This window comes from Sphingobacterium haloxyli (genome assembly GCF_002980525.1).
Lineage (GTDB): Bacteria > Bacteroidota > Bacteroidia > Sphingobacteriales > Sphingobacteriaceae > Sphingobacterium > Sphingobacterium haloxyli.
In genome coordinates this window covers 74494-96647 of record NZ_PVBQ01000002.1, presented here as the reverse complement: position 1 = coordinate 96647, position 22154 = coordinate 74494, and the positions used below count along the sequence as shown (strand labels likewise).

Sequence of the window (22154 nt, the reverse complement as noted above, 5' to 3'; positions counted from 1 at the left end):
ATGGAGAAATGGACCTTATTAGATTCAAAGTATATTATCCAACGTCCATGGGCTACTTTGCGTGTTGATAAATTACAGCTTCCAAACGGAAATATCAAAGAGGAATATTACGTGCTGGAATATCCCACCTGGGTGAATATGGTTGCCTTTACCGAAGACAATCATATCCTGTTTGTTCGGCAGTATAGACATGGCGCAAACAACATCATGGTAGAGCTCCCCGCTGGTGTGGTCGATGACGGCGAGCGGCCAGAAGAGGCAGCCCGGCGCGAGCTTTTAGAAGAGACGGGCTATATTTTCGAATACATCGAATATATCTGCGAATTATATGCCAATCCGGCGACGAGTGGAAATTTAACGTATACGTACGTCTTAAAAGGAGGCAAGAAAATTCAAGAACAACAGTTGGACAGTTCGGAGGATATCGAAGTTGTGATTATGAGCATCGAAGAGGCCAAACAATTTCTTTTTGACAATAAGATAGGCCAAGCTTTGCATGCTTCTGCCCTGTTTTACGCATTTCAAAAATTAGGTTTACTTTAAGTAAGCCTAATTTTATTTTTAAAAACAGCTTTCACACCGAATAATATTCAATATTTTGTACCTTTGCACTCATGGCAAGAGAGATTTTTGAAACGAAGCGAAAAGCATTAAAAATTAACCTCAATCCCGATATTTATGGCACCTTTGCTGAAATTGGTGCAGGGCAGGAAGTCGCCCGTAACTTTTTTGGTGTGGGAGCTGCTTCGGGCACCATTGCAAAAACGATGTCGGCTTACGATATGGCATTTAGTGATGCCATATACGGTGTGGAGGAATCCGGTCGTTATGTGAGCCGAACGCGGGTCAATAAGATGTTAACGCACGAGTTTAATTTATTGACGGAACGCCTACAAGGGGAAAAATATAAATCAAAAAAATTCTTTGCTTTTGCCGATACCGTCACCACGCTTAATTTCACCAAAACCAATGACCCACACGGGTGGATCGGTATACGTTTTCAACATGAAGTTGGTGGTCCGGTCAACGATATCGTTATTCATATACGACTCTTGGATAGCGATTCACGGTTACAGACAAAGGTATTGGGTATCTTAGGCGTTAATCTTATCTTCGCAGCATATTACTATGCAGAGGATCCGCAAACCATGATTGAATCGCTTGTAGACAACCTTTCCATCGGATCAGTTGAAATCGATTTGGTTAAAGTATCGGGACCTGTTTTTGAGCACGTTAATGAACGACTGCTCAATCTTTATCTCATCGCAAAAGGGTTCGCACAAGCAGCTATATTCAAACCTGATGCACATGCGGCGCAGATTAAAGACTACCTGTACAAAAAAAATATCATCATTCTACGTACCAAATATCGGCAGAAATCAAACCCTAATTTCGATCTTTTCAACCTCGCCGTAGAGCAGTTTAAGAAGAACACAAGTGCTACAGAAAATGATACGGTGGTATTAATTGAGGTCTTAATGGGTAATGCGCTCGACGAGGAGAACCAAATCACCAACGACGATCTTCAGTATTTTGCTGAACGCGCTGAATACCTTTGTTCAACAGGAAACAATATCATGGTGTCGAATTTTCAGCGTAATAACCATTTAGCGGAGTTTATCCAAACATTTAAGCCGAAACACGTGGGCATCGCAACCAACACCTCCAATTTGAAGAACATTTTCAATACGGAAAACTACAACAAAGACGTATATACCAACGAGTTGCTTTCATACATCTCCGGCATGTTCAGTAAAGATGTCAAACTATATGCTTACCCCTATTTAGATAAGAATACAAACGAGATTATCACAACCGAGAATATGCCCGTTGCCGATGAAGCAAAACCGCTATTTGACTTTTTGGTACAAAATAAATATATTGTCGATATCGAAAACTACGACGAGAAATTTGTGAAAACGGTATAAGCCGAGAAAAGATTACAGGTACTTCTTAAAAATAGCGTACAGGATTTTCAGTTCTCTTTCATTTAAAACAGCTGTAGTGGAGCCGTCTTGAATATAATGAACCTTAAATGCTTTTACCGCAGCATCGATGTTTGTTATATTATATCCAATAATACGTAACGCCAATGGCGGATCAAAATTTTCGGGCGGTGTTTCCAGATTATCGTCATACCAGAATCCAAATCCTGCTTCTGCCAACTTTTTCCAAGGAAAACGAGACGGATCTATCTTCCTTCCTGGTGAAACGTCCATATGTCCAATAAAATTTGCCTGTGGAATTTTGTAGGTTTCTTTCAGGCAGTGTAATAAGCTAATCAAAGCATCAATCTGAACATCGGGCCAAGGGTCTGTTGTCCCATTATTATCCAACTCTATACCTATGGATGATGAATTAAGATCTGTATCGTTGCCCCATCTGCTCACGCCAGCGTGATGCCCTCTGTACAAATCATTCACCATTTGTATAACTTTTCCATTACGCCCGATCACGTAATGAGAACTTACCCCAGCCTTCTGATTATGGAAAGTTCGAACGGTTTGCTCTGTAGAATTTTGCGCCGTATGGTGAAGGACCACATAGTTTGGTTTGCGAACACCGAAATTGACCGAAGCTATCCATTCCTTCTCCGGAACAATAACCTTTTCCAGTTGACCGGTTACAGGTGTCTCTCTATATATTTCCGCAAAGGCTTTCGCCTTCTCTTTATAAATTTTTTCCGTTACCGCGTATTTTCCGCCGCCACAGGACGACAGCAGAATGGCGCAGCTCAAGTTGAATATCCATTGTTTCATATGTGTTCCTTGCTCCCTATTCTTTCTTATTCTGCCAACACCAAGCAATAAATGCTCCAATTCTTAAAGTTCCTCTACGATGTGCTCCGGCAGGATATAACCGCTGTCCAATTCGATAATCTGCAGGTTCTTAAACATGATCTGGGCTCCTTCCGATTCAAGGCATATATATCCCTTCCTTTTGGAAGCTTCCCGTACGCCATTTACAAATTTTCCATTAACAGCGAGTTTAATAGTTCCGTCTACACAAACCACCGTATATTTATTCCACTTACCTACACCTAGACATCTGTTCTCAATCGATTTGCTTCGCACGCCTCTGGGATTATCCGGCTCCGTAGTAACTTTCCCGGCTCCGAAAAGCTCACCATGCACATAGGCAATAGGTGGAGTTTCTCCATTTCGCTTATGCTGATTGACCCAGTCCAGCTCCAACATCTGCACTTCTACTCCGCTCGGCAACCTATTGTGTTTCTCTGGTTTCGCATCACACCAAACAAAGATGCCTGAGTTTCCTCCTTTCTCCATGTGGCGCCATTCCACATGCATGATAAAGTTCTGATACATCTTTTCCGAACGCACAACCCCAATCGGTAAACCACGACATATGAGTATATCCTTATCTTGATACCAAGTTGTATCGGCGGTATTCACGTCAATCCATTTTAAGGCCTCCGCTTCCGACCCACCACTTATTAAGGTATTGAAATCCTTACGCTTTCCAAACTCAAAAAGAGTTTCCTGCGCTTTGGACGTCAATCCAAATAAAATAAACAACCCGACGAAAGTTAGCTTCTTCCTTATGCGCATGATAAAAGGATTAAGTTTTCTCTAAAATAAAAAAACTCCTGCAATTAAAAAATCGCAGGAGTTTTAAATCATATTATCCGCCAACTAGCGAGCATCCCTTCTTTAGGCTTCTACATATTCTTCTATAGAAGGACACGAACAAATCAATGTTCTATCCCCTTGCGAGTCGTTTACTCGACCTACCGATGGCCAGAATTTATTCACTTTTAAATAAGAAAGTGGATAAGCGGCTGTTTGACGGCTATAAGGTCTATTCCATTCATCGGCAGAAACAATCTCTGCTGTATGTGGCGCATGTTTCAATACATTTTCCTTCTGATCGATCTCACCAGTTTCTACCGCAGCAATTTCAGACCGGATGGCAATCAATGCATCGCAAAAACGATCTAGTTCTGCCTTGGATTCGGATTCGGTAGGTTCGACCATCAATGTACCTGCCACCGGAAAAGATACCGTTGGCGCATGAAAGCCGTAATCCATTAAACGTTTAGCGATATCACTCACTTCAATGCCAACGCTCTTGAATGCCCGACAATCTAGTATCATCTCGTGTGCACACCGTCCTTTCGCCCCCGCGTATAACACAGGGTAATGGCTTTCCAAACGCGCTTTGATATAATTTGCATTCAAGATCGCCGTTTTGGTTGCGTCGGTCAACCCATCTCCTCCCATCATTGCAATATATGCATACGAAATAGTTAAGATGGACGCCGACCCAAAAGGCGCAGCAGAAACAGCAGAAATACCTTGCTCTCCCGATATTTCTACCACCTCGTGATTCGGCAGGAACGGCACCAAATGCGCCGCGACACCAATTGGTCCCATACCGGGGCCACCGCCACCATGCGGAATACAGAAGGTCTTATGTAAGTTTAAGTGACATACGTCCGCCCCAATAAAACCGGGACTGGTCAAACCTACCTGTGCATTCATATTTGCACCGTCCATATATACCTGTCCACCGTTTTGGTGAATAATTTCACATATTTCGATAATCGATTCTTCGAACACTCCATGCGTTGAAGGATAAGTTACCATCAAGGAATTTAAATTTGCGGCGTGTTCTTCTGCTTTCGTCCGAAGGTCCGCTACGTCGATGTTGCCATAGACATCGCATTTTACAACCACAACTTTTAAGCCTGCCATAGACGCAGAAGCTGGGTTTGTGCCATGTGCTGAAGCAGGAATCAAACAAATATTACGATGTCCCTCGCCACGGCTTTCATGATAGGCGTGTATCACCATCAGTCCCGCATATTCGCCTTGGGCTCCCGAATTTGGCTGAAACGACATCTTCGCGAATCCGGTAATCTCGGAAAGCCAGTCGTTCAACTCGTTGATTAGCTGCATATAGCCGGATGTCTGATCCACAGGAGCGAAGGGATGCAGACCGCCAAAACGTGCCCATGTTAAAGGCAGCATTTCGGTCGTTGCGTTGAGTTTCATGGTACAAGAGCCCAATGGAATCATGGAGTGACATAAAGATAAATCTTTAGCCTCCAATGATTTGATATACCGAAGCATTTCACTCTCGGAGTGATAACTGTTAAAAATCGGATGGGTAAGGTAAGGAGAGGTACGTACGGCTTCCGAAGGAATCGAGGGTTCCAATTGCGCTGTCAAGCTCCGTAGATCAACATCATTCCAGGATTTTCCTTTAATTTTGGCAAAAACCCTAACAATGGTTTCGACGTCTTCAAAGGTGGTGGCTTCATCAAGGGAAATACCAACCGTTCCGTCATGGTAAAAGAAATTCAGTTCATTGTTGAGTGCTTCTGATTTCAACGCGCCAACCTGATCGCCGACCGCGATGCGTAGGGTATCAAAGTACGCAGCGTTGACCTGTTCGTAACCGAGCTCCTGTAAAGCCTTGTCTAATAGCTTAGTTAAATCGTTAATACGTCTGGCTATATTTTTTATGCCTTGAGGACCGTGGTACACTGCATAGAACGATGCCATAATCGCTAACAACGCTTGTGCTGTACAAATATTGGAAGAGGCCTTGTCACGACGGATATGTTGTTCCCTTGTTTGCAGCGCCATACGTAACGCGTAATTGCCACTAACGTCGGAAGTAACACCAATAATGCGTCCGGGAATATTCCGCTTATACGCTTCTTTCGTTGCAAAAAAAGCGGCATGTGGTCCTCCGAATCCCATCGGAACACCAAAACGCTGTGAATTTCCTACGACAACGTCAGCTCCCCATTCTCCAGGAGGAGTCAGTAGTGCCAATGACATTAAATCGGCTATGGCACATACCGTGATATCTTTTCCGTGAGCTGCCGCGGTAAAACCGGTGTAATCCTTAATTGTACCATCCGCAGCAGGATATTGAATAAGCGTTGCGAATATGTCTTCGCTCAAGTTTTTTTCTTCCAGATCAGCCACCCGAATCTCAACACCAAAAGGCACGGCTCTTGTCTGCAACACATCCAATGTTTGTGGATAAATATTAGGGGTTACCAAGAATACATTGGCTGTTTTATTTTTACGTGCACTGTATAGCATAAACATCGCTTCAGCAGCAGCGGTAGCTTCGTCCAATAGCGACGCATTCGCAATTTCAAGTCCTGTTAAGTCAGCGATCGCTGTCTGGAAATTTAACAAGGCTTGCAAGCGCCCTTGCGCAATCTCTGCTTGATAAGGTGTATATTGCGTATACCAGCCCGGATTTTCCAGTACGTTACGCTGAATAACAGCAGGCACGGTAACATCATAATATCCCTGTCCGATATAGGATTTGAATACTTTATTTTTATCTGCAATTTGTTGAATTTTAGCCAAAAATGATTTTTCGCTCAATGCCGTTGGCAAGGCTAGCGCCTTCTTTAACCTAATCTGGCTTGGAATCGCCTGGTCGATAAGCTGATCCAAGGATTGTAGCCCCAAATAGCCTAACATTTCTTGCACCTCTTCTGCCCTCGGGCCGTTGTGGCGGTCCTGAAATTTTTCTTGATAAAATACGTTGCTCATTTTGCGCTTTACTTTTTCGTATGATCGTCCTAAACCATCTTATTTAGACCTTTTTAGGACGATACTTTCATATACTTTTTGAGACCGCAAAGATACGATTTAATCATCGAAATTAATAGGACCTGCGTGCTTGGTATAGCTTCATATGCACAACAATCGTTTGCGGTATTTTTTATACCCAAGCTTATATTCAAAATAAAATCAAAATAAAATCGGCTTTCTTTTTATGAATTATTAACCTTTTAACAAGAATCTTATCAATAATGTATTTCGATATAAAAATTAACCTTTGTGAGATAAATTACTTATCTTTAAGACATTAGCAGGAATAGGTATGTTAAAACTTCATGTGACAAACGAAACAGGGAGATTAAGAGCGGTCGTGCTTGGCATCGCTAATCAAAACGGCCCGGCTCCGAAAATAGAAGAGGCTTATGATCCAAAGTCCTTGGAACATATAGTGGCAGGTACGTACCCAGTAGAATCGGACTTGGTTTTTGAAATATCCGCCTTTCGTGATGTATTGGAGCGTTATGGAGTAAAAGTATATCGGCCCGATTTGATTCCCGATTTAAATCAAATATTCTCACGTGATATCGGCTTTGTCATAGACCGCTACTTTATAAAAGCGAACATCCTGCCCGACCGTGCGGAAGAATGGCGGGCGATCGAGCATATTGTCAAACAGATCGCTCCAGAGGATCTTATTGAAGCACCAGAGGAAGTACACATTGAGGGAGGAGATGTCATCCTTTGGAATGAATACCTCTTTGTGGGCACCTACAAGGGTGACGATTACTCGGCTATAAATACGGCCAGAACGAACGTGAAAGGTGTGCAATTTTTGAAGGATATGTTTCCTGACAAAATTGTAAAAGAATTTGACCTTATAAAATCCATGACTAATCCGCGGGAAAATGCACTCCATCTAGACTGTTGTTTTCAACCTGTTGGCAGAGATAAGGCTATCATTTATCCCGGTGGTTTCCGGAATCCTGCAGACTATCTCTATCTCCGCAAGCTTTTCGGAGGGGAAAATATTTTTACCATAACAGCAGACGAAATGTATGAAATGTATAGCAATATATTTTCTATTTCAGAAGATGCGGTGGTTACGGAGCGACGATTCGATCGACTCAACTATTGGCTTAGGAATCAAGGATTTCATGTGGAAGAAGTTCCTTATCACGAAATTGGCAAACAGGAGGGACTGTTGCGCTGCTCCACTCTTCCACTATACCGAGATTAATTTTTTATTTTCTTTTTGTCCGTCAAAAAGAAACAAAAATCTCGTCGCTGCAGATATTTGAAATAATGGATAATGCTAAGGATAGATTTCTACAGACTTCAAATATCTGGAGGCGACATTAAGTGTTAAGGAAGGAATAGTGCATGTGTGGAAATAATAATCTTTTGTGGGTATGCAAACAACAGATACATTACTTTTAGTTCGGCCCTATCAGTTTCGGAAAAACGAAGAGACTGCCATAAATAATTATTTTCAAGAAGATTTAACGTCATCCTCCTCTGCTCAGCACGCTCAAAAGGAGTTTGACAATTTTGTAAGCACGCTTAACCTACATAAAATAAATACGCTTGTCATACAGGATGAAGGGGAATATGATACGCCCGACAGTATTTTTCCAAACAACTGTATTTCATTCCATAAACAAACAGCAATTTTCTATCCGATGTTTGCTGAAAACAGACGGCGGGAACGAAAATTGGGTTATCTGGAAGCGTTGAAACAGCATGGCTTGACGTTCGATATTATCATAGATTATACTGGTTTCGAGGAAGAAAATCGCTTTTTAGAGGGAACAGGTAGCCTAATCTTAGATCGCATAAACCGGATTGCTTACTGCGCATTGTCTCCCCGCGCTGACGCCGGCATTGCACATCAATTCTGCCTCGACCTAGGGTATGAATTATTCATTTTTGAAGCCAACCAAACAATAGATGGTTTGCGCAAGCCCATTTACCATACCAATGTGATGATGTCTGTAGGAACACGGTTCGCCCTCGTATGTACCGACAGCATCGACAATATATACGAAAAAAGGAACCTGGTTAATCGCTTAAAAGAAACCGGAAAGAAAATTGTGGAGATATCGGAGCAACAGGTTAATTCTTTTGCAGGCAATATACTGGAAGTACAGTCTATTACAGGAGACCCTTTTATTGTGATGAGCTCACAGGCTTATCACAGCTTTACAGCAGAACAGCTAAGGCTGCTGTCTTCCTGGGGACAAATTATACATAGCCCCCTGAACACCATTGAAAGAGGTGGTGGCGGCAGTGCACGGTGTATGCTGGCTGAAGTGTTTTATTGAGTTTTCTTTTTTATGCCTTGCTCTAGTAGTAGTTCTCGACGCACGCGGCTAAGGCTTTCAGGAGTTATACCAAGATAGGAGGCAATCATCCATTGAGGGACACGCTGTAGCAAACTCGGATACATATCCATAAACAACAGATATCGTTCCTTGGCACTCATGGCCAATAGCGAATTTATCCGTTGTTGCTGTATATGGATATTTCGCTGTAACGAGCTCTCCATAAAGCAGGCGAAGGAATGGCTTAACTGAGACGCCTTTTCCATAAATTCCGGTTGAATGAAAACAATCATCGAAGGTTCGATTGCTTTGATGAAAAAGTCGGTTGGCTTATTGAAGTATTGGCTTGCTCGATCCGAGATAATCCAATTCTCCGGCGCAAACTGCAAAATATGCTCTCCTCCCTTTTCGTCCAACGAAAACGAAAGCAATAGTCCCGATTCCACAAAAAAGGCATAGCGACTCAATTCTCCTGCACTGAGCAAATACTGATTATGGGAAATCTCCCTAAACGAAAAGTACGGCCCTAGTTGTTCAAAGACCTCTTCGGAAAGCTCAGCTTTCTCGCTATAATATTTAAAAAAATTACTTTCTCGCCAATTGAACTCCATAGAAGCCTTTAATATAAAATCGTAAATTTAAACTCGAGCGGGTTAAAGTGCCTTTCCAATTCCCGAATGAGATCATCACCGTGTTTCAAATATAAAGATGCAAAGTTCTCCGTACGCTCTTGTAGTCCGCCATCCGGAAATAGCTTGTCTTTTACACGCTCTATCTGTACAAGTGCGTCCTCATGGTTATGCTTGTCGGCTTTCAGCAGCTTCTTCTCTAAATTATTAACCGCTTTTTTTAAGCGTGCTTTCACTGCTTCTGTGCTCGGGCCCAAGCTGGGGTCGATTTTATGCGCACGCAGTTTAATCTTTCCAAAAATAGCATTGAACTCCATCCACTCGTCACGCAGGTTCAACCGATGTTTGGTATGGCGACGGACATACTCATTCTTTAACACCTCTGTTGATTTAAATATACTTTTGAAAGTCAAGTCCAAACGAAAAATTTTTCCCGCGACATTATCATCTGTGATCATGGCCGAGTTACGTGGAACAAGAATAGGGAACGGCACTTGATAGTAATCGAAGTTGGCCTTCAATTGCAGCCAATACACAATCTCCGCTCCTCCACCGATATAAGCCAAATTCGGTAGGATAAGTTCTTGATATAACGGTCGCATAACGACATTCGGACTAAAACGTTCGGGATATTGCTCTATTTCCGTCCGCATCTCCTCTTCCGAAAAATAAAGCTCTCGATGCAACACTTCAAATCGACCATCTTCCCTACGCACGATACGCTCCCGAAATTCATCCGTTAGGTAAAAGAAGTTGATTTCCCGCGCGTGCACTTGGGTATGGTAACCTAATTTCTCGAGATTTCTAGAGGTATCTTCAATAGCTTTAAAGCTATTTTCATCAAAAATATCCCGTGCTATAATCGGCGCGAAAATTTTCTTAAAGTCTTGGCTATCCGCGTCAATAACCACCAGTCCGTACGGTTTGAACAGTTCATTGACCATGTACCGAGTAGCTGCCGCAAGAGACCGGTTTTGGAGGTAGGCATCCTCGACTATCCTTTTTAGCTTATCCGCGTTGACAGATAAGCCGAAGGTGCCGCAATATTGTTTGACGGTGTCGGCAATGTCTTGTGTGGGCATCCGTCCCGTAGCGGAAACCGTTGGCGTGTCCCATATTATCTTCTTCCCGAATACTTTAGTGTTATTTATTTCGGCAAAATCGTGGTCTTCGGTTGCCATCCAATACACCGGCACGAAAGAACACTCAGGGTACGCTTCTTTTAAATCTTTCGCCAACCGTATCGCGGTAACAATCTTAAAAATAAAATAAAGTGGGCCGGTAAATATATTGAGTTGATGCCCCGTCGTAACCGTAAAAGTCTTTTTATCTCCCAGCAAGGTGATGTTAGCTTCCACTTCCGGCGATTGTGCTAAAAGCGGGCCGTATTGCTCACGAAGGGTTGTCGTTAATAAATTTCTATGCGGAAAGTTTTGCTTCTCGGCGATCTGTTGCCGAAATCCTTCCCGCGTCGGTGGTTGCCCGTAAAAAGGTCGCAATTGCTCGTCGTTTGCGAGGTAGGCTAATAATGTATCTGAAAAACTACCGGTGTCGCTGTAATCAATATATGTTGCTTTCATCTAACGCAGTTCGTATCGTCTCGTAGTATCTACGGATTGAGCGGACAATTTACATATTTTTGAACGAAGGTGCCACGCGGAGACCGAAATTATAGCAAACGTTTGACGAAAGACATTCATGCTACGATCCAAAATGCGGTCAGCGATCTATTTAAGCACTTGCCCGTATAAATCAAAATCCTCTGCCCGTTCTACTTTTACTTGAACGAAATCTCCGATACGCGCATAATCTGTCTTCGCATCCAGCACCACTTCGTTATCCACCTCCGGTGAATCATATTCCGTGCGGCCAATGAAGTAATCACCGTCCAGGCGGTCAATGAGTACCTTAAACGTTTGTCCGATTTTTTCTTGATTTTTTTCGTAGGAAATACCTTGTTGTACCTCCATGATTTGGTCGACACGCGACTCTTTCTCCTCTTGGGATACATCATCTACTAGCGTATGGGCATGTGTCTTTTCCTCGTGAGAATACGTAAAACAACCTAAACGATCAAACCGGGTTTCTTCTACCCACGTCAACATTTCATTGAAGTCCTGCTCCGTTTCTCCCGGATAACCGCATATTAAGGTTGTACGCAAGGCAATATCGGGCACGCTATCACGAATTTGATTAACAAGGTCGATTTGCTTTTGCTTCGTCGTTCCTCGACGCATCGATTTCAACATGGCATCAGAAATGTGCTGTAGGGGCATATCAAGGTAATTGCAGATATTCGAGCGCTCCTTTATTACATCTAAAATATCCATTGGAAAACCCGATGGATAAGCATATTGCAGTCGAATCCATTCGATACCTTCGACATCCGATAAATGGCGTAATAAATCAGCCAAATTACGCTTTCCATAAATATCCAACCCATAGTACGTTAGATCCTGCGCGATGAGTATCAATTCTTTCGTTCCGTTGGAAGCTAAGAACTTGGCCTCTTTCACTAAATCGTCGATAGACTTGGACACATGTTTACCCCGCATAAGTGGGATGGCGCAAAACGAACAGGGTCGATTACATCCTTCTGCGATTTTGAAATACGAAAAATGAGAAGGTGTGGACAGTAAACGCTCTCCTAACAATTCATGACGATAATCTGCTCCAATTGTCGTCAGCAATTCTGGTAGATCGTTTGTTCCGAAATAAGCATCAACATTCGAAATTTCAGATTGAAGTTCTGGTTTGTACCGCTCAGATAAACAACCGGTCACAATAACCTTATTTATCTTTCCCTCTTCCTTTAAAGCCGAATATTGCAAAATAGTATCAATAGATTCTTGCTTTGCATTGTCAATAAAACCACAGGTATTGATGACAACGATATCACTTTCCTGTATGTTGGCAGCCTCGTGCACAACTTCCATTTGGTTGCCTTTCAGCTGCCCCATTAATACTTCAGAATCATGGATATTCTTAGAGCATCCCAACGTCACGACATTCACCCTTGGTTTACTCACTTGAGGAGCAACCTTGCTATTTTTTGTTCTCATTGCTGTTCATTATGATGACAAGAATGTGCCATCGAGGACTATTGTATAAAAGGAAACTATTTAAACAACGAATCGACGAAATCTTTTTTATTAAATAGCTGCAAATCGCCAATCTTCTCACCCACACCGATATATTTGACCGGAATTCTAAATTGGTCTGAAATACCGATAACTACCCCCCCTTTTGCTGTGCCGTCCAATTTCGTTAGCGCTAAAGCATTGACGTCTGTCGCTTGCGTAAACTGTGTGGCTTGCTCGATGGCATTTTGCCCCGTTGAGGCATCCAGTACCAATAAGATTTCATGGGGAGCACCCGGTATGACTTTTTGCATCACGTTTTTAATCTTGGTCAACTCGTTCATCAGACCAACTTTGTTATGCAAACGTCCAGCTGTATCTATGATAGCCACATCATCGCCGTTCGCAACAGCTGATTTAACAGTATCATACGCTACCGACGCTGGATCGGATCCCATGGGCTGGGCTACCACACGTACGTCAACACGTTCTCCCCATAGTTTGATTTGATCCACCGCAGCTGCACGAAAGGTATCTGCTGCGCCTAAAACAACTTTATTTCCCGCTTCTTTCAATTGATGGGCAAGCTTACCGATGGTGGTCGTCTTGCCTACACCATTTACACCTACAACCATAATTACATAGGGTTTGTGGGTACCGTACTCAAAAGTTTCGAAGTCGTTACTGTTGTTTTCCGCTAATAGTGCTTGTATCTCCTCTTTAAGCAAGCGATTTAAATCGTCTGTGCCCACATATTTATCACGTGCAACACGTTGTTGAATACGGTCAACAATCTTCAAGGTTGTCGTTACCCCGACGTCGGACATCACAAGCACCTCTTCGAGATTGTCTAAAACTTCATCATCGACAGTGGATTTTCCGACAACTGCTTTGGTTATTTTTGAAAGAAAACCTTCCTTGGTTTTTTCCAAACCTTTATCTAAAGCTTCTTGTGCCTCTGCTGTTTCCTGCTTCTTTTTAAAAAAATCAAATAATCCCATGGAGAAAAAAGTAAAAGGTAAATATACAAAAAAAGCCCTTTCGGTAAATACCAAAACGGCTTCTCTTATTTTTTAAAGAAAACTTTAAAAAGGAATAGCTGTTGTGCAACTTATTTAGCAGCTTCTGCTACAAAATCTTTCACCTTGTCGTTGTGAACCATACCTTCTTTAAAGGTATAAGCTCCCGTTTTGGCAGACTTAGTAGTTACGACAACTTTGGTAAATTCCTTACCGCCTCCTTTTTGTAACGATGCAACCGATTTCTTTGCCATTGTCTTATATTTTTAAGTGAGCTAATGCTCTACGCGTTAATTACTTAATTTCTTTATGAACAGTTACTTTTCTAAGCACAGGATTGAATTTCTTCAATTCCAATCGCTCTGTAGTATTTTTTTTGTTCTTTGTGGTGATATAGCGAGACATTCCCGGAAGACCACTTTCTTTGTGCTCGGTACACTCTAAGATTACTTGTACTCTATTTCCCTTTTTTGCCATTGTTTTACTTTATTTTAATCCCTAGGGATTAGATTTCATGAATATTTTTGATAACAGGCGGTAACGATTAAATAAATCCTTTTTTGATAAATGTATCAATTACTGCTGTAATTCCCTTTTTATTAATCGTCTTGATAGCCGAAGTAGATACTTTTAGCGTAATCCAACGATCTTCCTCTGGAATATAAAAACGTTTAGTTTGTAAGTTAGGATAAAACTTACGTTTAGTTTTAACGTTTGAGTGCGAAACGTTATTTCCTGTTAATGCCGCCTTGCCTGTTAAATCACAAATTCTTGACATGATATTTGATTTTTAATGTTGTTTCTCCAATCGCTCTTTTCACAAAGAGTTTGCAAATATCCATATTTCTTTTGTGAAATGCAAGTAATGAATTAATATTTTTAAAGTTTTCCACAATTCACATTATATTTAAAGATAAGGGGAAGCCTTTCCTTTTTGTATATTTCCTCTATAAAATAAGGCTTCAAAGGCAGAGGAGAGCGAAATAAACCACGTAGTGCTCATGAATGCCTTTTGGAAGCATACGAATATGAATAATTCATTTTATATAATGCGCAGTTAGATTGCATATAAAAATGAATTTATTTAGGTTTGTCCTTTTAGACACAACATGCTTCACAAAACGCACGGAATTGCTCTCAAGACGACCAACTATGCAGATAACAGTATCGTCGCCCATATCTTTACGCAGACGTTTGGCATGCAGTCCTATCTTATAAACGGTGCGAGAAAACCTAAAGCGCGGATTCCAGCGAACCTCTTCCAACCTTTGCATCTTCTAGACCTTGTTGTCTATCATAAGGAAAGTAACGGCCTCCAGCGTATCAAAGAGGTACATCCCCGCCCCGTATTGAAAGAAATCCCCATGGATATCACAAAATCTTCCATTGCGCTATTTCTAAACGAGATACTATATAAAGTTCTTCATCACCAATCGCCGGATGCTTATCTCTTTAACTTCATACAGCAGTCGATTATATGGCTAGATGAAACGGATGAACGCCTCGCAAATTTTCACTTAATATTCTTGATTAAATTGAGCCGATTTCTCGGTTTTTTGCCTTTGCACCATCATAATCAGAAACATCCCTATTTTGACCTTTTAGAAGGTGTATTTGGCAAGAACCTTCCCGCACATGGCCACGTTTTACAGGAACCACATACATCCCTTTTTCTCCAATTGCTCCAAACTGATTTCGGAGACGCACATCGCATTAGAATGAATAAAGATGATAGAAAACACCTGATAGAGAAAGTGCTGGTGTTCTACAGACTCCATACGGAGAACTTTGGGCAGGTAAACTCACTATACATTTTGGAAGAAATATTCACGTAAAAGTACTATGTAACTTTTTTATTGGTATTTTTAACATGGCAATAAAATTTGTTTACTTATTTACTTTAATTTAAATCTACTGTTATGGACTGGTTTCTGAAAACATTAAAAGAAAACTATGCTAATTTCGATGGCCGAGCGCGCAGAAAGGAATTCTGGTTATTCGTTCTATTTTCTTGGCTAATTTATGTTGCGCTCAGTATCGTGGCGGGCATCCTTGCTTATATCAGCTCTGTTTTGGGCGGTCTGGTATATATTGTCGTGGGTCTTGTTTCTCTTGGACTCCTCATCCCCAGCCTGGCTGTAGGTGTACGCCGTCTTCACGATACAGGTTGTCCCACATGGTACATTATTTTCGCCTTTATCCCGCTTATCAATTTGTACTTTCTGTATCTAATGATAAAAGAGGGAGACAACGGGCCTAACGAATTTGGGCCGGATCCAAAAGAAAGTGGTGATAGTGCCAATCCATTTGGTAACTTCCCGCCGACGCCAGGCGGCGGCACATTTCGGAACGACTCCGATGCGTAAACAGAAAGCCAGACCTAGAAATGAAAAATAGTGTCTGGCTTTTGCTATAATCCCAAATAGGTTATAAAAAAGAAGCTGTTTTCCTCTTCGGAAAACAGCCCTTCACAATAAATATATTTGAAATCTAAATTAGATAAGCTTTACATTTACCGCATTAAGACCTTTACGGCCTTGTTCTACTTCGTAAGATACATGGTCGTTCTCACGGACTTTGTCTACTAATCCTGACACGTGAACAAAAATTTCACTCTCGCCAGAGTTAGGGATAATGAAACCGAAACCTTTGGTTTCATTAAAGAATTTTACTACGCCTTCTTGCATTATTGTATTATTATTATGTATTGTTTCTAAAGGTAGAAATTTATTTTTAATGTCTCTTTATTTATTTTGAATTTTAAACGAAATGAAGCTTGTTCCGTCAAACAATACGCATACAATTTTGTAATAGTAACAATAAAAACAAATAAAATGAAAAAAATAACCGTTTTAATCTTAGCTATCTGTATGGTATCCATGTCCAATGCGCAAACGAATAATTTCGAATCCAGCAGAAGAGTCTCCACGAGAGGATATGCTGAAAAAGAGGTAACACCTGATATTGTGTATATTTCCATTTCGTTAAGAGAATATTTTGTCGATGGCAACACCAAAAATAAAGTCGATATAGAAACACTGGAAAAGCAACTTTACGATGCTGCGTTGGCGATCGGTGTTAAAAAAGACGATTTCAATATCCAAAATATCTACAGTTACAATTATGATAGTTCTAAGAAAAAAGAAAACAAGCAATTGCTGCAAGCGAAACAATATAGGATCAAAGTGTCCAACCTCAATGGATTGAACACCATGCTGGATCAAGTAGACCCTAAAGGCATACAGAACACTTCAATAAATGGTTACGATCACTCCCAAAAGCGACAGATCGAGAAAGAGTTGAAAGTGGCTGCAGTACAGGATGCACGTACCAACGCAGAGATTATTGCTACCGCGACTGGCGATAAAATCGGAAAGGTACTTGCCATTAATGACAACAGCTCATTTGGCTGGAACGATATTTTACCGACTCCGCGTATGTATGCGATGTCGGCAAAGGCGGAAATGGCAGATGCTACTTCGGCAGGTATGGGAGAAAATCTTGACATCAACGTGCGCCCCATTAAGCTTACCTGTAACATCGATGGTATCTTTGAGTTATTATAGTTTTTTATAGTTCTTTTTTACCTCAAAAAAGAACCAAAACCGGAACGAAGTGGAAATCATTACACACTAATCGCTACTTTTGTCCTTTAATGAGTAAGACAAGAATATTCGCCGTCAGCATGATTGTGTTCATGCTGATAGCTTTCTTCAGCAACCCCAAACAGGAGCAACACGAAAAAATAGTGCGGGAAAAAGCTATAATGCTTCTTAAACAACAGGCGGGCAAACAAAACGAACAGGTAGTGGATTTTGGCATACAGCTTTTTGGAAATACGTTAATCGACCAATTTATGCAGAACCATGTAAGCGTTGAGAATTACTATCTTTTTTCCCTCACGAAAATCCGTGTAGGCCATCAAGACAATACGATTGGCGGAGGAGCCTTCGGCACCATCTGGCTTAGCCCGAAGATAGATGAAAAAGCTGCGGAAATAGCCAAAATGATAAAAGAGGGATTATAATGTTGGACATCCTTTACAACGACGAAGATCTAATTGCCATTAATAAACCACATGGACTGTTGGTACATCGGTCATCCATTGCTGTGGATGCCTCCGAATTTGCCCTACAGCTCCTGCGGGATCAGCTGCAGCAAATGGTATACCCTGTTCATCGTTTAGATCGTAAGACTGGCGGTATTCTGCTCTTCGCACGAAACAAGGAAATGGACTCGCTCACACAACAACTCTTTGCTAATAAAAATGTCGCCAAAACATACTGGGCCATAGTACGAGGCTACACCGATGATCAAGGAACAATTGATTATCCCCTCCGTAAGGAAAACAGCTCCCTACAGGACGCCATTACACACTACCGAACGTTATCCCGCGCGGAGATTGATCTCCCTTTTGGCAGACACGCTACTTCTCGCTACTCACTGGTTGAAGTCAGACCGGAGACGGGCCGGATGCACCAGATTCGTAAACACCTCGCCCATATCTTCCACCCCATCTTAGGCGATAGACCTCATGGCTGCAATAAGCAAAACAAGCTTTGGAAAGAGCAGTTTTCCATGGACACCATGATGCTCCATGCGCAAGGACTAGCCTTTCTGCATCCGCGGACTCAGCAAGAAATCAATATTGAAGCGCCTACGCTTTCAGAATTTACCCGTGTACGACAAATTTTGGATTTATGAAAACAAAGCGATAGGGTAAATCGTTTCGTGAATTGAAAATAACCGAATATTCAGGCGTTGAATGGCAAAGGAAAGCTCACTTAATTCATTTTATATACAGATGCGATTATATTGTATATAAAAATGAATTTCGTTAGGTTTGGAAAAATTTAGATTATCATGATTAAAAACGTTGCGTTAGCCGAGCATCATATAGCGCTTGGTGCTAAAATGGTGCCTTTTGCCGGGTTCAACATGCCCGTTCAATATTCAGGAATCAACGATGAGCACGAAACCGTACGCACCGCAGTGGGTGTCTTCGATGTAAGTCACATGGGTGAATTTATCCTAAAAGGTGAAAAAGCGATAGATTTAATCCAAAAGATATCTTCCAATGACGTTTCTAAGCTATACGACGGCAAGATTCAATACGCGTATATACCGAATGAAACGGGCGGAATTGTAGACGATTTTCTAACTTACCGCATCGATGAACAGACCTACTTATTAGTTGTAAATGCGTCCAATATAGAGAAAGACTGGAACTGGATCAGTAAATATAACACGTATGGGGTGGAAATGAAGGATATTTCGGACAAAACGTCGTTATTTGCTGTTCAGGGTCCGAAAGCAGCCGAAGCATTACAATCCCTCACCGATATCGAATTAGCAGAGATGGCGTATTATACCTTCAAAAAAGGCACATTTGCAGGCGTAGCTAACGTGCTGGTATCGGCGACAGGTTATACCGGCGCCGGTGGATTTGAAATATACGTTGCCAATGAGGACGCTAAGAAAGTATGGGATGGCGTATTCGAAGCCGGAGCAGCATATGGCATCAAACCAATCGGTCTCGGAGCCCGGGACACACTACGTTTGGAAATGGGATTCTGCCTCTATGGAAACGACATTGACGACAACACTTCCCCATTGGCTGCTGGACTTGGCTGGGTGACAAAATTTACAAGCGACTTTGTAAACAGTGAGAATTTAAGAGCCGAAAAAGAAAGTGGTGTATCGCAGAAGCTAATCGGCTTTGAAATGCTTGAGCGTGGTATTCCTCGCCACGATTATGAAATCGTCGATGCGGAAGGCAATAAAATTGGACGCGTCACATCGGGCACACAATCGCCGACGTTAAAAAAGTCTATTGGTCTCGGTTATGTCGACACAGCCTTCGCAAAAGAAGGAACCGAGATATACATTTCGATCCGAAATCAAGCGGTAAAGGCCCGCGTGAAAAAACCGCCTTTTGTGAAATAGGGGCATAAAATATCGGTAGAGATGCGGCAGTTCGCGTCTCTACTTCTTTCTTTTCAGCTGCTGCTTCCCCTCCCGTACGCTTTTCTTCACCCCTTTTAACAAGACCACCTTCAGGTAAATCAATACAACCAGGAGGGCTATGGATATGAATAAAAATAGATGGTTACCCGTTTGAAAGGACATGATACCACTATACACCAAAAACGCAATGGCAAGATTTAAAACAATATTTAAAATAAAATACTTTGTCATGTTTATTTTTTAACAGCCTTCCCGATCACCTTTTCACGCAGAAAGAAAAAATAGACTGCTCCGGCTATGATGTTACCAAAGATGATAAAAATGATTAACAATAATCGCTCTGTATTCGTCAATTTTACAGAGAGCATAATTTCCCGCAAAACCAAAAAGGTCCATAGCAAGGATAATAGCAATGCGATGCTTATCAAAATGTGAGCCAAGGAAAAATTCAACATCCACAATATAAATGCTAGAATGTAGAAACCTAAGCTAAAATAAAATGCTTGCTGGGTCTGATGAATGAGATTCTTCATCCCGCAAAAATACATAATCTAGTAGAGACGCAATGTATTGCGCCTCTACAAATACATTAAGGGAATATACCTAACTGCTCGTATGCAACACCTATCTTGTCGATAGCGCAGATAAAAGCCGCGGTCCGCAAATCCTCTACCCCCTCTCGGTTTCTATAAATTTCGCGAATTTCGCGATAGGAGTCTACCATTGTATCCTCTAATCCAGAGTGAACAAGATCTATTTCACTGGGTCCCCGCAGAACCATTTTCCGCTCCAGATCAGACACCCGTTTTCCTGTTGTAGATTCGATAATGTCAATTAGCTCGTTATACATATTCTCACTAAAACGTTTTTCAAGACGTCCGTAACGAACATGGCTTAGGTTTTTCAACCACTCAAAGTAGGATACTGTTACCCCTCCAGCATTCAAATAAATATCCGGAATAACCAAAACGCCCTTTCTGTTCAAAATTGTGTCTGCTTCTGATGTCAAGGGGCCGTTAGCCGCTTCACCAATAATTCTAGCTTGGATTCGCTCCGCATTATCTTTATGAATAACACTCTCCAAAGCGGCAGGAATAAGAATGTCACAGGCCTGCTCCAATCCTTCTGCGGGATCTGAAAAGTTAATTGCTCCCGGATAATTAAGAATCCCTCCTGTCGTCTGCCTATGGGCCTGTACCTGGTCAACATCCAGTCCATTTTCGTCATAGATAGCGCCGTTATATTCGATTAGTCCGACTAATTTTGCGCCTGCTTCCTGAAAATACTTGGCAGCATGATAACCTACATTTCCCAAGCCCTGAACAATGACCCGCTTGCCCGCAATACCTGGCGTAAGGCCCAGCTTCTCCATGTCCTCTTGAAACGCACATGCCTCACGTATTCCGAAAAATACGCCCAAACCGGTTGCTTCTGTCCGGCCATGTACACCCCCTTGCGAAAGAGGTTTACCTGTAACGCAGGCCTGCGCATTTATATCTGTAGGATTAAGCGAGGAGTACGTATCTACAATCCAGCTCATTTCACGAGCCCCCGTACCGTAATCTGGTGCAGGAACATCGATGCCCGGACCGATAAAGTTCTTCTTGCATAATTCTGATGTATACCGACGCGTTATCTTCTCCAACTCAAAAGCAGTATATTTACGCGAATCGATTTTTATCCCGCCTTTTCCTCCACCAAAAGGAACGTTTACAATAGCACATTTGTATGTCATGAGCGCAGCCAATGCCATTACCTCTTCTTGATCCACTTCCATGCTGAAGCGAATTCCCCCTTTACAAGGAAGCTTATGGTGGGAATGCTGCACCCTATAAGCTTCGATGACTTCAATACTGTCGCCGATCTTGACGGGAAATTTTACTCGAAGAATAGAATTACAGGCTTTAATCTGGGCTATTATACCCTGATCAAATCGTGTGAACTGAGCGGCCTTGTCAAAATTCCGTTGAACGCTTTCAAAGAAACTGTTATTTGCTGTATTCGTTATACCCATAACATGCTTATTTATATATTTATGTTGGTTATTGTTTTATGCTTTAAAATTAATAAACTTTGGTGGAGTTAAGCACAAAATACGAACAGCATTAAATATTTACGTTTTTCTTGTTGGAATCTGCTTTTTGTTTTTCGTTATATAAAAACAACAATGTCTGCTCGCAATTTTATTTAAAAAGAAGCAACTTTCTTGAAAAAATAAAAAAGGAGATTATCCTCTCCTTTTTACAATTGTTGCTAGAAGCCTTTAATAAACATCCATTTCTGGATCAATTTCTTCTTTCCAAGCTAGAATACCGCCTGTCAAATTGGCTAAATTATCAAACCCCTGCTGTTCCAATAACATAACCGCCTGGGCACTACGTTTTCCGCTACGGCATTGTATAATGACGGGCTTGTCTTTCGAAACTTTGTCGGACTCGATTACGATCCCTGCCAACGGAATGTTTAAGCCATTTAGATTAGAAACTTCGTATTCAAAAGGTTCACGCACGTCAATAAGTTGAAAATCCTCATTGCGGTCCATCATTTCTTTGAGTTCCTGAACTGTTACTTCTTTCATGTC

At 41.7% G+C, this 22154-nt stretch carries 24 protein-coding genes; 10 read left to right on the top strand and 14 right to left on the bottom strand.

The features are described 5' to 3' along the window. Together C5745_RS02365 and C5745_RS02360 are read left to right on the top strand one after the other, a co-directional pair. Positions 1-543: an NUDIX hydrolase gene (locus tag C5745_RS02365; protein WP_105715372.1), complete on the top strand. Its 543-nt coding sequence runs from the start codon at positions 1-3 to the stop codon at positions 541-543. A 71-nt stretch (positions 544-614) separates the two neighbouring features. Beyond that, positions 615-1928 carry a nicotinamide mononucleotide adenylyltransferase gene (locus tag C5745_RS02360; RefSeq protein WP_105715371.1) on the top strand — a complete coding sequence of 438 codons (1314 nt, stop codon included), beginning with the start codon at positions 615-617 and terminating at the stop codon, positions 1926-1928. Positions 1929-1940: 12 nt separating this feature from the next. Here the strand turns inward: C5745_RS02360 and C5745_RS02355 are convergent, their stop codons facing one another. From C5745_RS02355 to gcvP, 3 genes are all read right to left on the bottom strand, one after another. Then, positions 1941-2759, bottom strand: a complete 819-nt coding sequence (locus tag C5745_RS02355; protein ID WP_105715370.1) for an N-acetylmuramoyl-L-alanine amidase — start codon at positions 2757-2759, stop codon at positions 1941-1943. A gap of 63 nt (positions 2760-2822) precedes the next feature. Then, positions 2823-3569, bottom strand: a complete 747-nt coding sequence (locus C5745_RS02350; RefSeq protein ID WP_105715369.1) for a 3-keto-disaccharide hydrolase — start codon at positions 3567-3569, stop codon at positions 2823-2825. Positions 3570-3671: 102 nt separating this feature from the next. Continuing rightward, entirely contained in the window at positions 3672-6545 is a 2874-nt protein-coding gene (gene gcvP, locus C5745_RS02345) for an aminomethyl-transferring glycine dehydrogenase (RefSeq protein ID WP_105715368.1), read from the bottom strand. A gap of 334 nt (positions 6546-6879) precedes the next feature. Here gcvP and C5745_RS02340 point away from each other — a divergent pair, with 334 nt between their 5' ends. Both C5745_RS02340 and ctlX read left to right on the top strand, forming a co-directional pair. Further along, positions 6880-7794 (top strand): dimethylarginine dimethylaminohydrolase family protein, encoded by a 915-nt coding sequence (locus tag C5745_RS02340; RefSeq protein WP_105715367.1) that lies wholly within the window; start codon positions 6880-6882, stop codon positions 7792-7794. Positions 7795-7966: 172 nt separating this feature from the next. Continuing rightward, a complete protein-coding gene (gene ctlX / locus C5745_RS02335; RefSeq protein ID WP_105715366.1) occupies positions 7967-8878 on the top strand; it encodes a citrulline utilization hydrolase CtlX in 912 nt (303 codons plus the stop codon). Here the strand turns inward: ctlX and C5745_RS02330 are convergent. The 7 genes from C5745_RS02330 to rpmB all read right to left on the bottom strand — a co-directional run bounded on the left by C5745_RS02330 (position 8872) and on the right by rpmB (position 14384). Next, complete coding sequence (locus tag C5745_RS02330; RefSeq protein WP_105715365.1) at positions 8872-9489, bottom strand: Crp/Fnr family transcriptional regulator; 618 nt, start codon at positions 9487-9489, stop codon at positions 8872-8874. The two genes, ctlX and C5745_RS02330, sit on opposite strands and share 7 nt — an antisense overlap. A gap of 8 nt (positions 9490-9497) precedes the next feature. Continuing rightward, positions 9498-11087: a bacillithiol biosynthesis cysteine-adding enzyme BshC gene (bshC, locus tag C5745_RS02325; protein WP_105715364.1), complete on the bottom strand. Its 1590-nt coding sequence runs from the start codon at positions 11085-11087 to the stop codon at positions 9498-9500. A gap of 147 nt (positions 11088-11234) precedes the next feature. Then, the gene (rimO, locus tag C5745_RS02320; protein ID WP_105715363.1) at positions 11235-12569 is read right to left on the bottom strand and encodes a 30S ribosomal protein S12 methylthiotransferase RimO; all 1335 of its coding nucleotides are present in this window, start codon (positions 12567-12569) and stop codon (positions 11235-11237) included. Between the two features lie 56 nt (positions 12570-12625). Next, positions 12626-13588 carry a signal recognition particle-docking protein FtsY gene (ftsY, locus tag C5745_RS02315; protein WP_105715362.1) on the bottom strand — a complete coding sequence of 321 codons (963 nt, stop codon included), beginning with the start codon at positions 13586-13588 and terminating at the stop codon, positions 12626-12628. A 110-nt stretch (positions 13589-13698) separates the two neighbouring features. Next, a complete protein-coding gene (locus C5745_RS02310; RefSeq protein ID WP_105715361.1) occupies positions 13699-13860 on the bottom strand; it encodes a DUF4295 domain-containing protein in 162 nt (53 codons plus the stop codon). Positions 13861-13900: 40 nt separating this feature from the next. Beyond that, positions 13901-14083, bottom strand: a complete 183-nt coding sequence (gene rpmG / locus C5745_RS02305) for a 50S ribosomal protein L33 (RefSeq protein ID WP_002998409.1) — start codon at positions 14081-14083, stop codon at positions 13901-13903. A 67-nt stretch (positions 14084-14150) separates the two neighbouring features. Then, positions 14151-14384, bottom strand: a complete 234-nt coding sequence (gene rpmB / locus C5745_RS02300; protein WP_105715360.1) for a 50S ribosomal protein L28 — start codon at positions 14382-14384, stop codon at positions 14151-14153. A 331-nt stretch (positions 14385-14715) separates the two neighbouring features. On the opposite strand from rpmB, the gene recO reads away from it, so the two are divergent. Next, on the top strand, positions 14716-15441 hold the full coding sequence (gene recO / locus C5745_RS02295; RefSeq protein ID WP_105715359.1) for a DNA repair protein RecO: 726 nt from the start codon (positions 14716-14718) through the stop codon (positions 15439-15441). An 84-nt stretch (positions 15442-15525) separates the two neighbouring features. Next, positions 15526-15972: a DUF805 domain-containing protein gene (locus C5745_RS02290; protein WP_105715358.1), complete on the top strand. Its 447-nt coding sequence runs from the start codon at positions 15526-15528 to the stop codon at positions 15970-15972. Between the two features lie 129 nt (positions 15973-16101). Here C5745_RS02290 and C5745_RS02285 read toward each other — a convergent pair whose 3' ends face one another. Beyond that, positions 16102-16293, bottom strand: a complete 192-nt coding sequence (locus C5745_RS02285) for a cold-shock protein (RefSeq protein ID WP_093364840.1) — start codon at positions 16291-16293, stop codon at positions 16102-16104. A 147-nt stretch (positions 16294-16440) separates the two neighbouring features. Between C5745_RS02285 and C5745_RS02280 the strand changes: the two genes are divergently transcribed. From C5745_RS02280 to gcvT, 4 genes are all read left to right on the top strand, one after another. Further along, positions 16441-17172, top strand: a complete 732-nt coding sequence (locus C5745_RS02280; protein ID WP_105715357.1) for an SIMPL domain-containing protein — start codon at positions 16441-16443, stop codon at positions 17170-17172. 89 nt (positions 17173-17261) lie between these two features. Next, complete coding sequence (locus C5745_RS02275; protein ID WP_105715356.1) at positions 17262-17633, top strand: DUF4359 domain-containing protein; 372 nt, start codon at positions 17262-17264, stop codon at positions 17631-17633. Next, a complete protein-coding gene (locus C5745_RS02270; RefSeq protein ID WP_105715355.1) occupies positions 17633-18310 on the top strand; it encodes a pseudouridine synthase in 678 nt (225 codons plus the stop codon). Before C5745_RS02275 ends, C5745_RS02270 begins: the two co-directional genes overlap by 1 nt. 159 nt (positions 18311-18469) lie before the next feature. After that, positions 18470-19552: a glycine cleavage system aminomethyltransferase GcvT gene (gene gcvT / locus C5745_RS02265; RefSeq protein WP_105715354.1), complete on the top strand. Its 1083-nt coding sequence runs from the start codon at positions 18470-18472 to the stop codon at positions 19550-19552. A 39-nt stretch (positions 19553-19591) separates the two neighbouring features. On the opposite strand, the gene C5745_RS02260 is transcribed toward gcvT, so the two are convergent. The 3 genes from C5745_RS02260 to C5745_RS02245 all read right to left on the bottom strand — a co-directional run bounded on the left by C5745_RS02260 (position 19592) and on the right by C5745_RS02245 (position 22151). Continuing rightward, a complete protein-coding gene (locus C5745_RS02260; RefSeq protein ID WP_105715353.1) occupies positions 19592-19804 on the bottom strand; it encodes a DUF6358 family protein in 213 nt (70 codons plus the stop codon). Positions 19805-20162: 358 nt separating this feature from the next. After that, positions 20163-21587, bottom strand: a complete 1425-nt coding sequence (locus tag C5745_RS02250) for a Glu/Leu/Phe/Val family dehydrogenase (protein WP_105715352.1) — start codon at positions 21585-21587, stop codon at positions 20163-20165. A gap of 249 nt (positions 21588-21836) precedes the next feature. Beyond that, the gene (locus C5745_RS02245) at positions 21837-22151 is read right to left on the bottom strand and encodes a rhodanese-like domain-containing protein (RefSeq protein WP_105715351.1); all 315 of its coding nucleotides are present in this window, start codon (positions 22149-22151) and stop codon (positions 21837-21839) included. Positions 22152-22154 lie beyond the last annotated feature (3 nt).

Excerpts from the sequence above, each read along its gene's own strand:
- C5745_RS02365 (WP_105715372.1), top strand. The coding sequence starts at position 1 with ATGGAGAAATGGACCTTATTAGATTCAAAGTATATTATCCAACGTCCA.
- C5745_RS02360 (WP_105715371.1), top strand. The coding sequence starts at position 615 with ATGGCAAGAGAGATTTTTGAAACGAAGCGAAAAGCATTAAAAATTAAC.
- C5745_RS02355 (WP_105715370.1), bottom strand. The coding sequence starts at position 2,759 with ATGAAACAATGGATATTCAACTTGAGCTGCGCCATTCTGCTGTCGTCC.
- C5745_RS02350 (WP_105715369.1), bottom strand. The coding sequence starts at position 3,569 with ATGCGCATAAGGAAGAAGCTAACTTTCGTCGGGTTGTTTATTTTATTT.
- gcvP (WP_105715368.1), bottom strand. The coding sequence starts at position 6,545 with ATGAGCAACGTATTTTATCAAGAAAAATTTCAGGACCGCCACAACGGC.
- C5745_RS02340 (WP_105715367.1), top strand. The coding sequence starts at position 6,880 with ATGTTAAAACTTCATGTGACAAACGAAACAGGGAGATTAAGAGCGGTC.
- ctlX (WP_105715366.1), top strand. The coding sequence starts at position 7,967 with ATGCAAACAACAGATACATTACTTTTAGTTCGGCCCTATCAGTTTCGG.
- C5745_RS02330 (WP_105715365.1), bottom strand. The coding sequence starts at position 9,489 with ATGGAGTTCAATTGGCGAGAAAGTAATTTTTTTAAATATTATAGCGAG.
- bshC (WP_105715364.1), bottom strand. The coding sequence starts at position 11,087 with ATGAAAGCAACATATATTGATTACAGCGACACCGGTAGTTTTTCAGAT.
- rimO (WP_105715363.1), bottom strand. The coding sequence starts at position 12,569 with ATGAGAACAAAAAATAGCAAGGTTGCTCCTCAAGTGAGTAAACCAAGG.
- ftsY (WP_105715362.1), bottom strand. The coding sequence starts at position 13,588 with ATGGGATTATTTGATTTTTTTAAAAAGAAGCAGGAAACAGCAGAGGCA.
- C5745_RS02310 (WP_105715361.1), bottom strand. The coding sequence starts at position 13,860 with ATGGCAAAGAAATCGGTTGCATCGTTACAAAAAGGAGGCGGTAAGGAA.
- rpmG (WP_002998409.1), bottom strand. The coding sequence starts at position 14,083 with ATGGCAAAAAAGGGAAATAGAGTACAAGTAATCTTAGAGTGTACCGAG.
- rpmB (WP_105715360.1), bottom strand. The coding sequence starts at position 14,384 with ATGTCAAGAATTTGTGATTTAACAGGCAAGGCGGCATTAACAGGAAAT.
- recO (WP_105715359.1), top strand. The coding sequence starts at position 14,716 with ATGCTTCACAAAACGCACGGAATTGCTCTCAAGACGACCAACTATGCA.
- C5745_RS02290 (WP_105715358.1), top strand. The coding sequence starts at position 15,526 with ATGGACTGGTTTCTGAAAACATTAAAAGAAAACTATGCTAATTTCGAT.
- C5745_RS02285 (WP_093364840.1), bottom strand. The coding sequence starts at position 16,293 with ATGCAAGAAGGCGTAGTAAAATTCTTTAATGAAACCAAAGGTTTCGGT.
- C5745_RS02280 (WP_105715357.1), top strand. The coding sequence starts at position 16,441 with ATGAAAAAAATAACCGTTTTAATCTTAGCTATCTGTATGGTATCCATG.
- C5745_RS02275 (WP_105715356.1), top strand. The coding sequence starts at position 17,262 with ATGAGTAAGACAAGAATATTCGCCGTCAGCATGATTGTGTTCATGCTG.
- C5745_RS02270 (WP_105715355.1), top strand. The coding sequence starts at position 17,633 with ATGTTGGACATCCTTTACAACGACGAAGATCTAATTGCCATTAATAAA.
- gcvT (WP_105715354.1), top strand. The coding sequence starts at position 18,470 with ATGATTAAAAACGTTGCGTTAGCCGAGCATCATATAGCGCTTGGTGCT.
- C5745_RS02260 (WP_105715353.1), bottom strand. The coding sequence starts at position 19,804 with ATGACAAAGTATTTTATTTTAAATATTGTTTTAAATCTTGCCATTGCG.
- C5745_RS02250 (WP_105715352.1), bottom strand. The coding sequence starts at position 21,587 with ATGGGTATAACGAATACAGCAAATAACAGTTTCTTTGAAAGCGTTCAA.
- C5745_RS02245 (WP_105715351.1), bottom strand. The coding sequence starts at position 22,151 with ATGAAAGAAGTAACAGTTCAGGAACTCAAAGAAATGATGGACCGCAAT.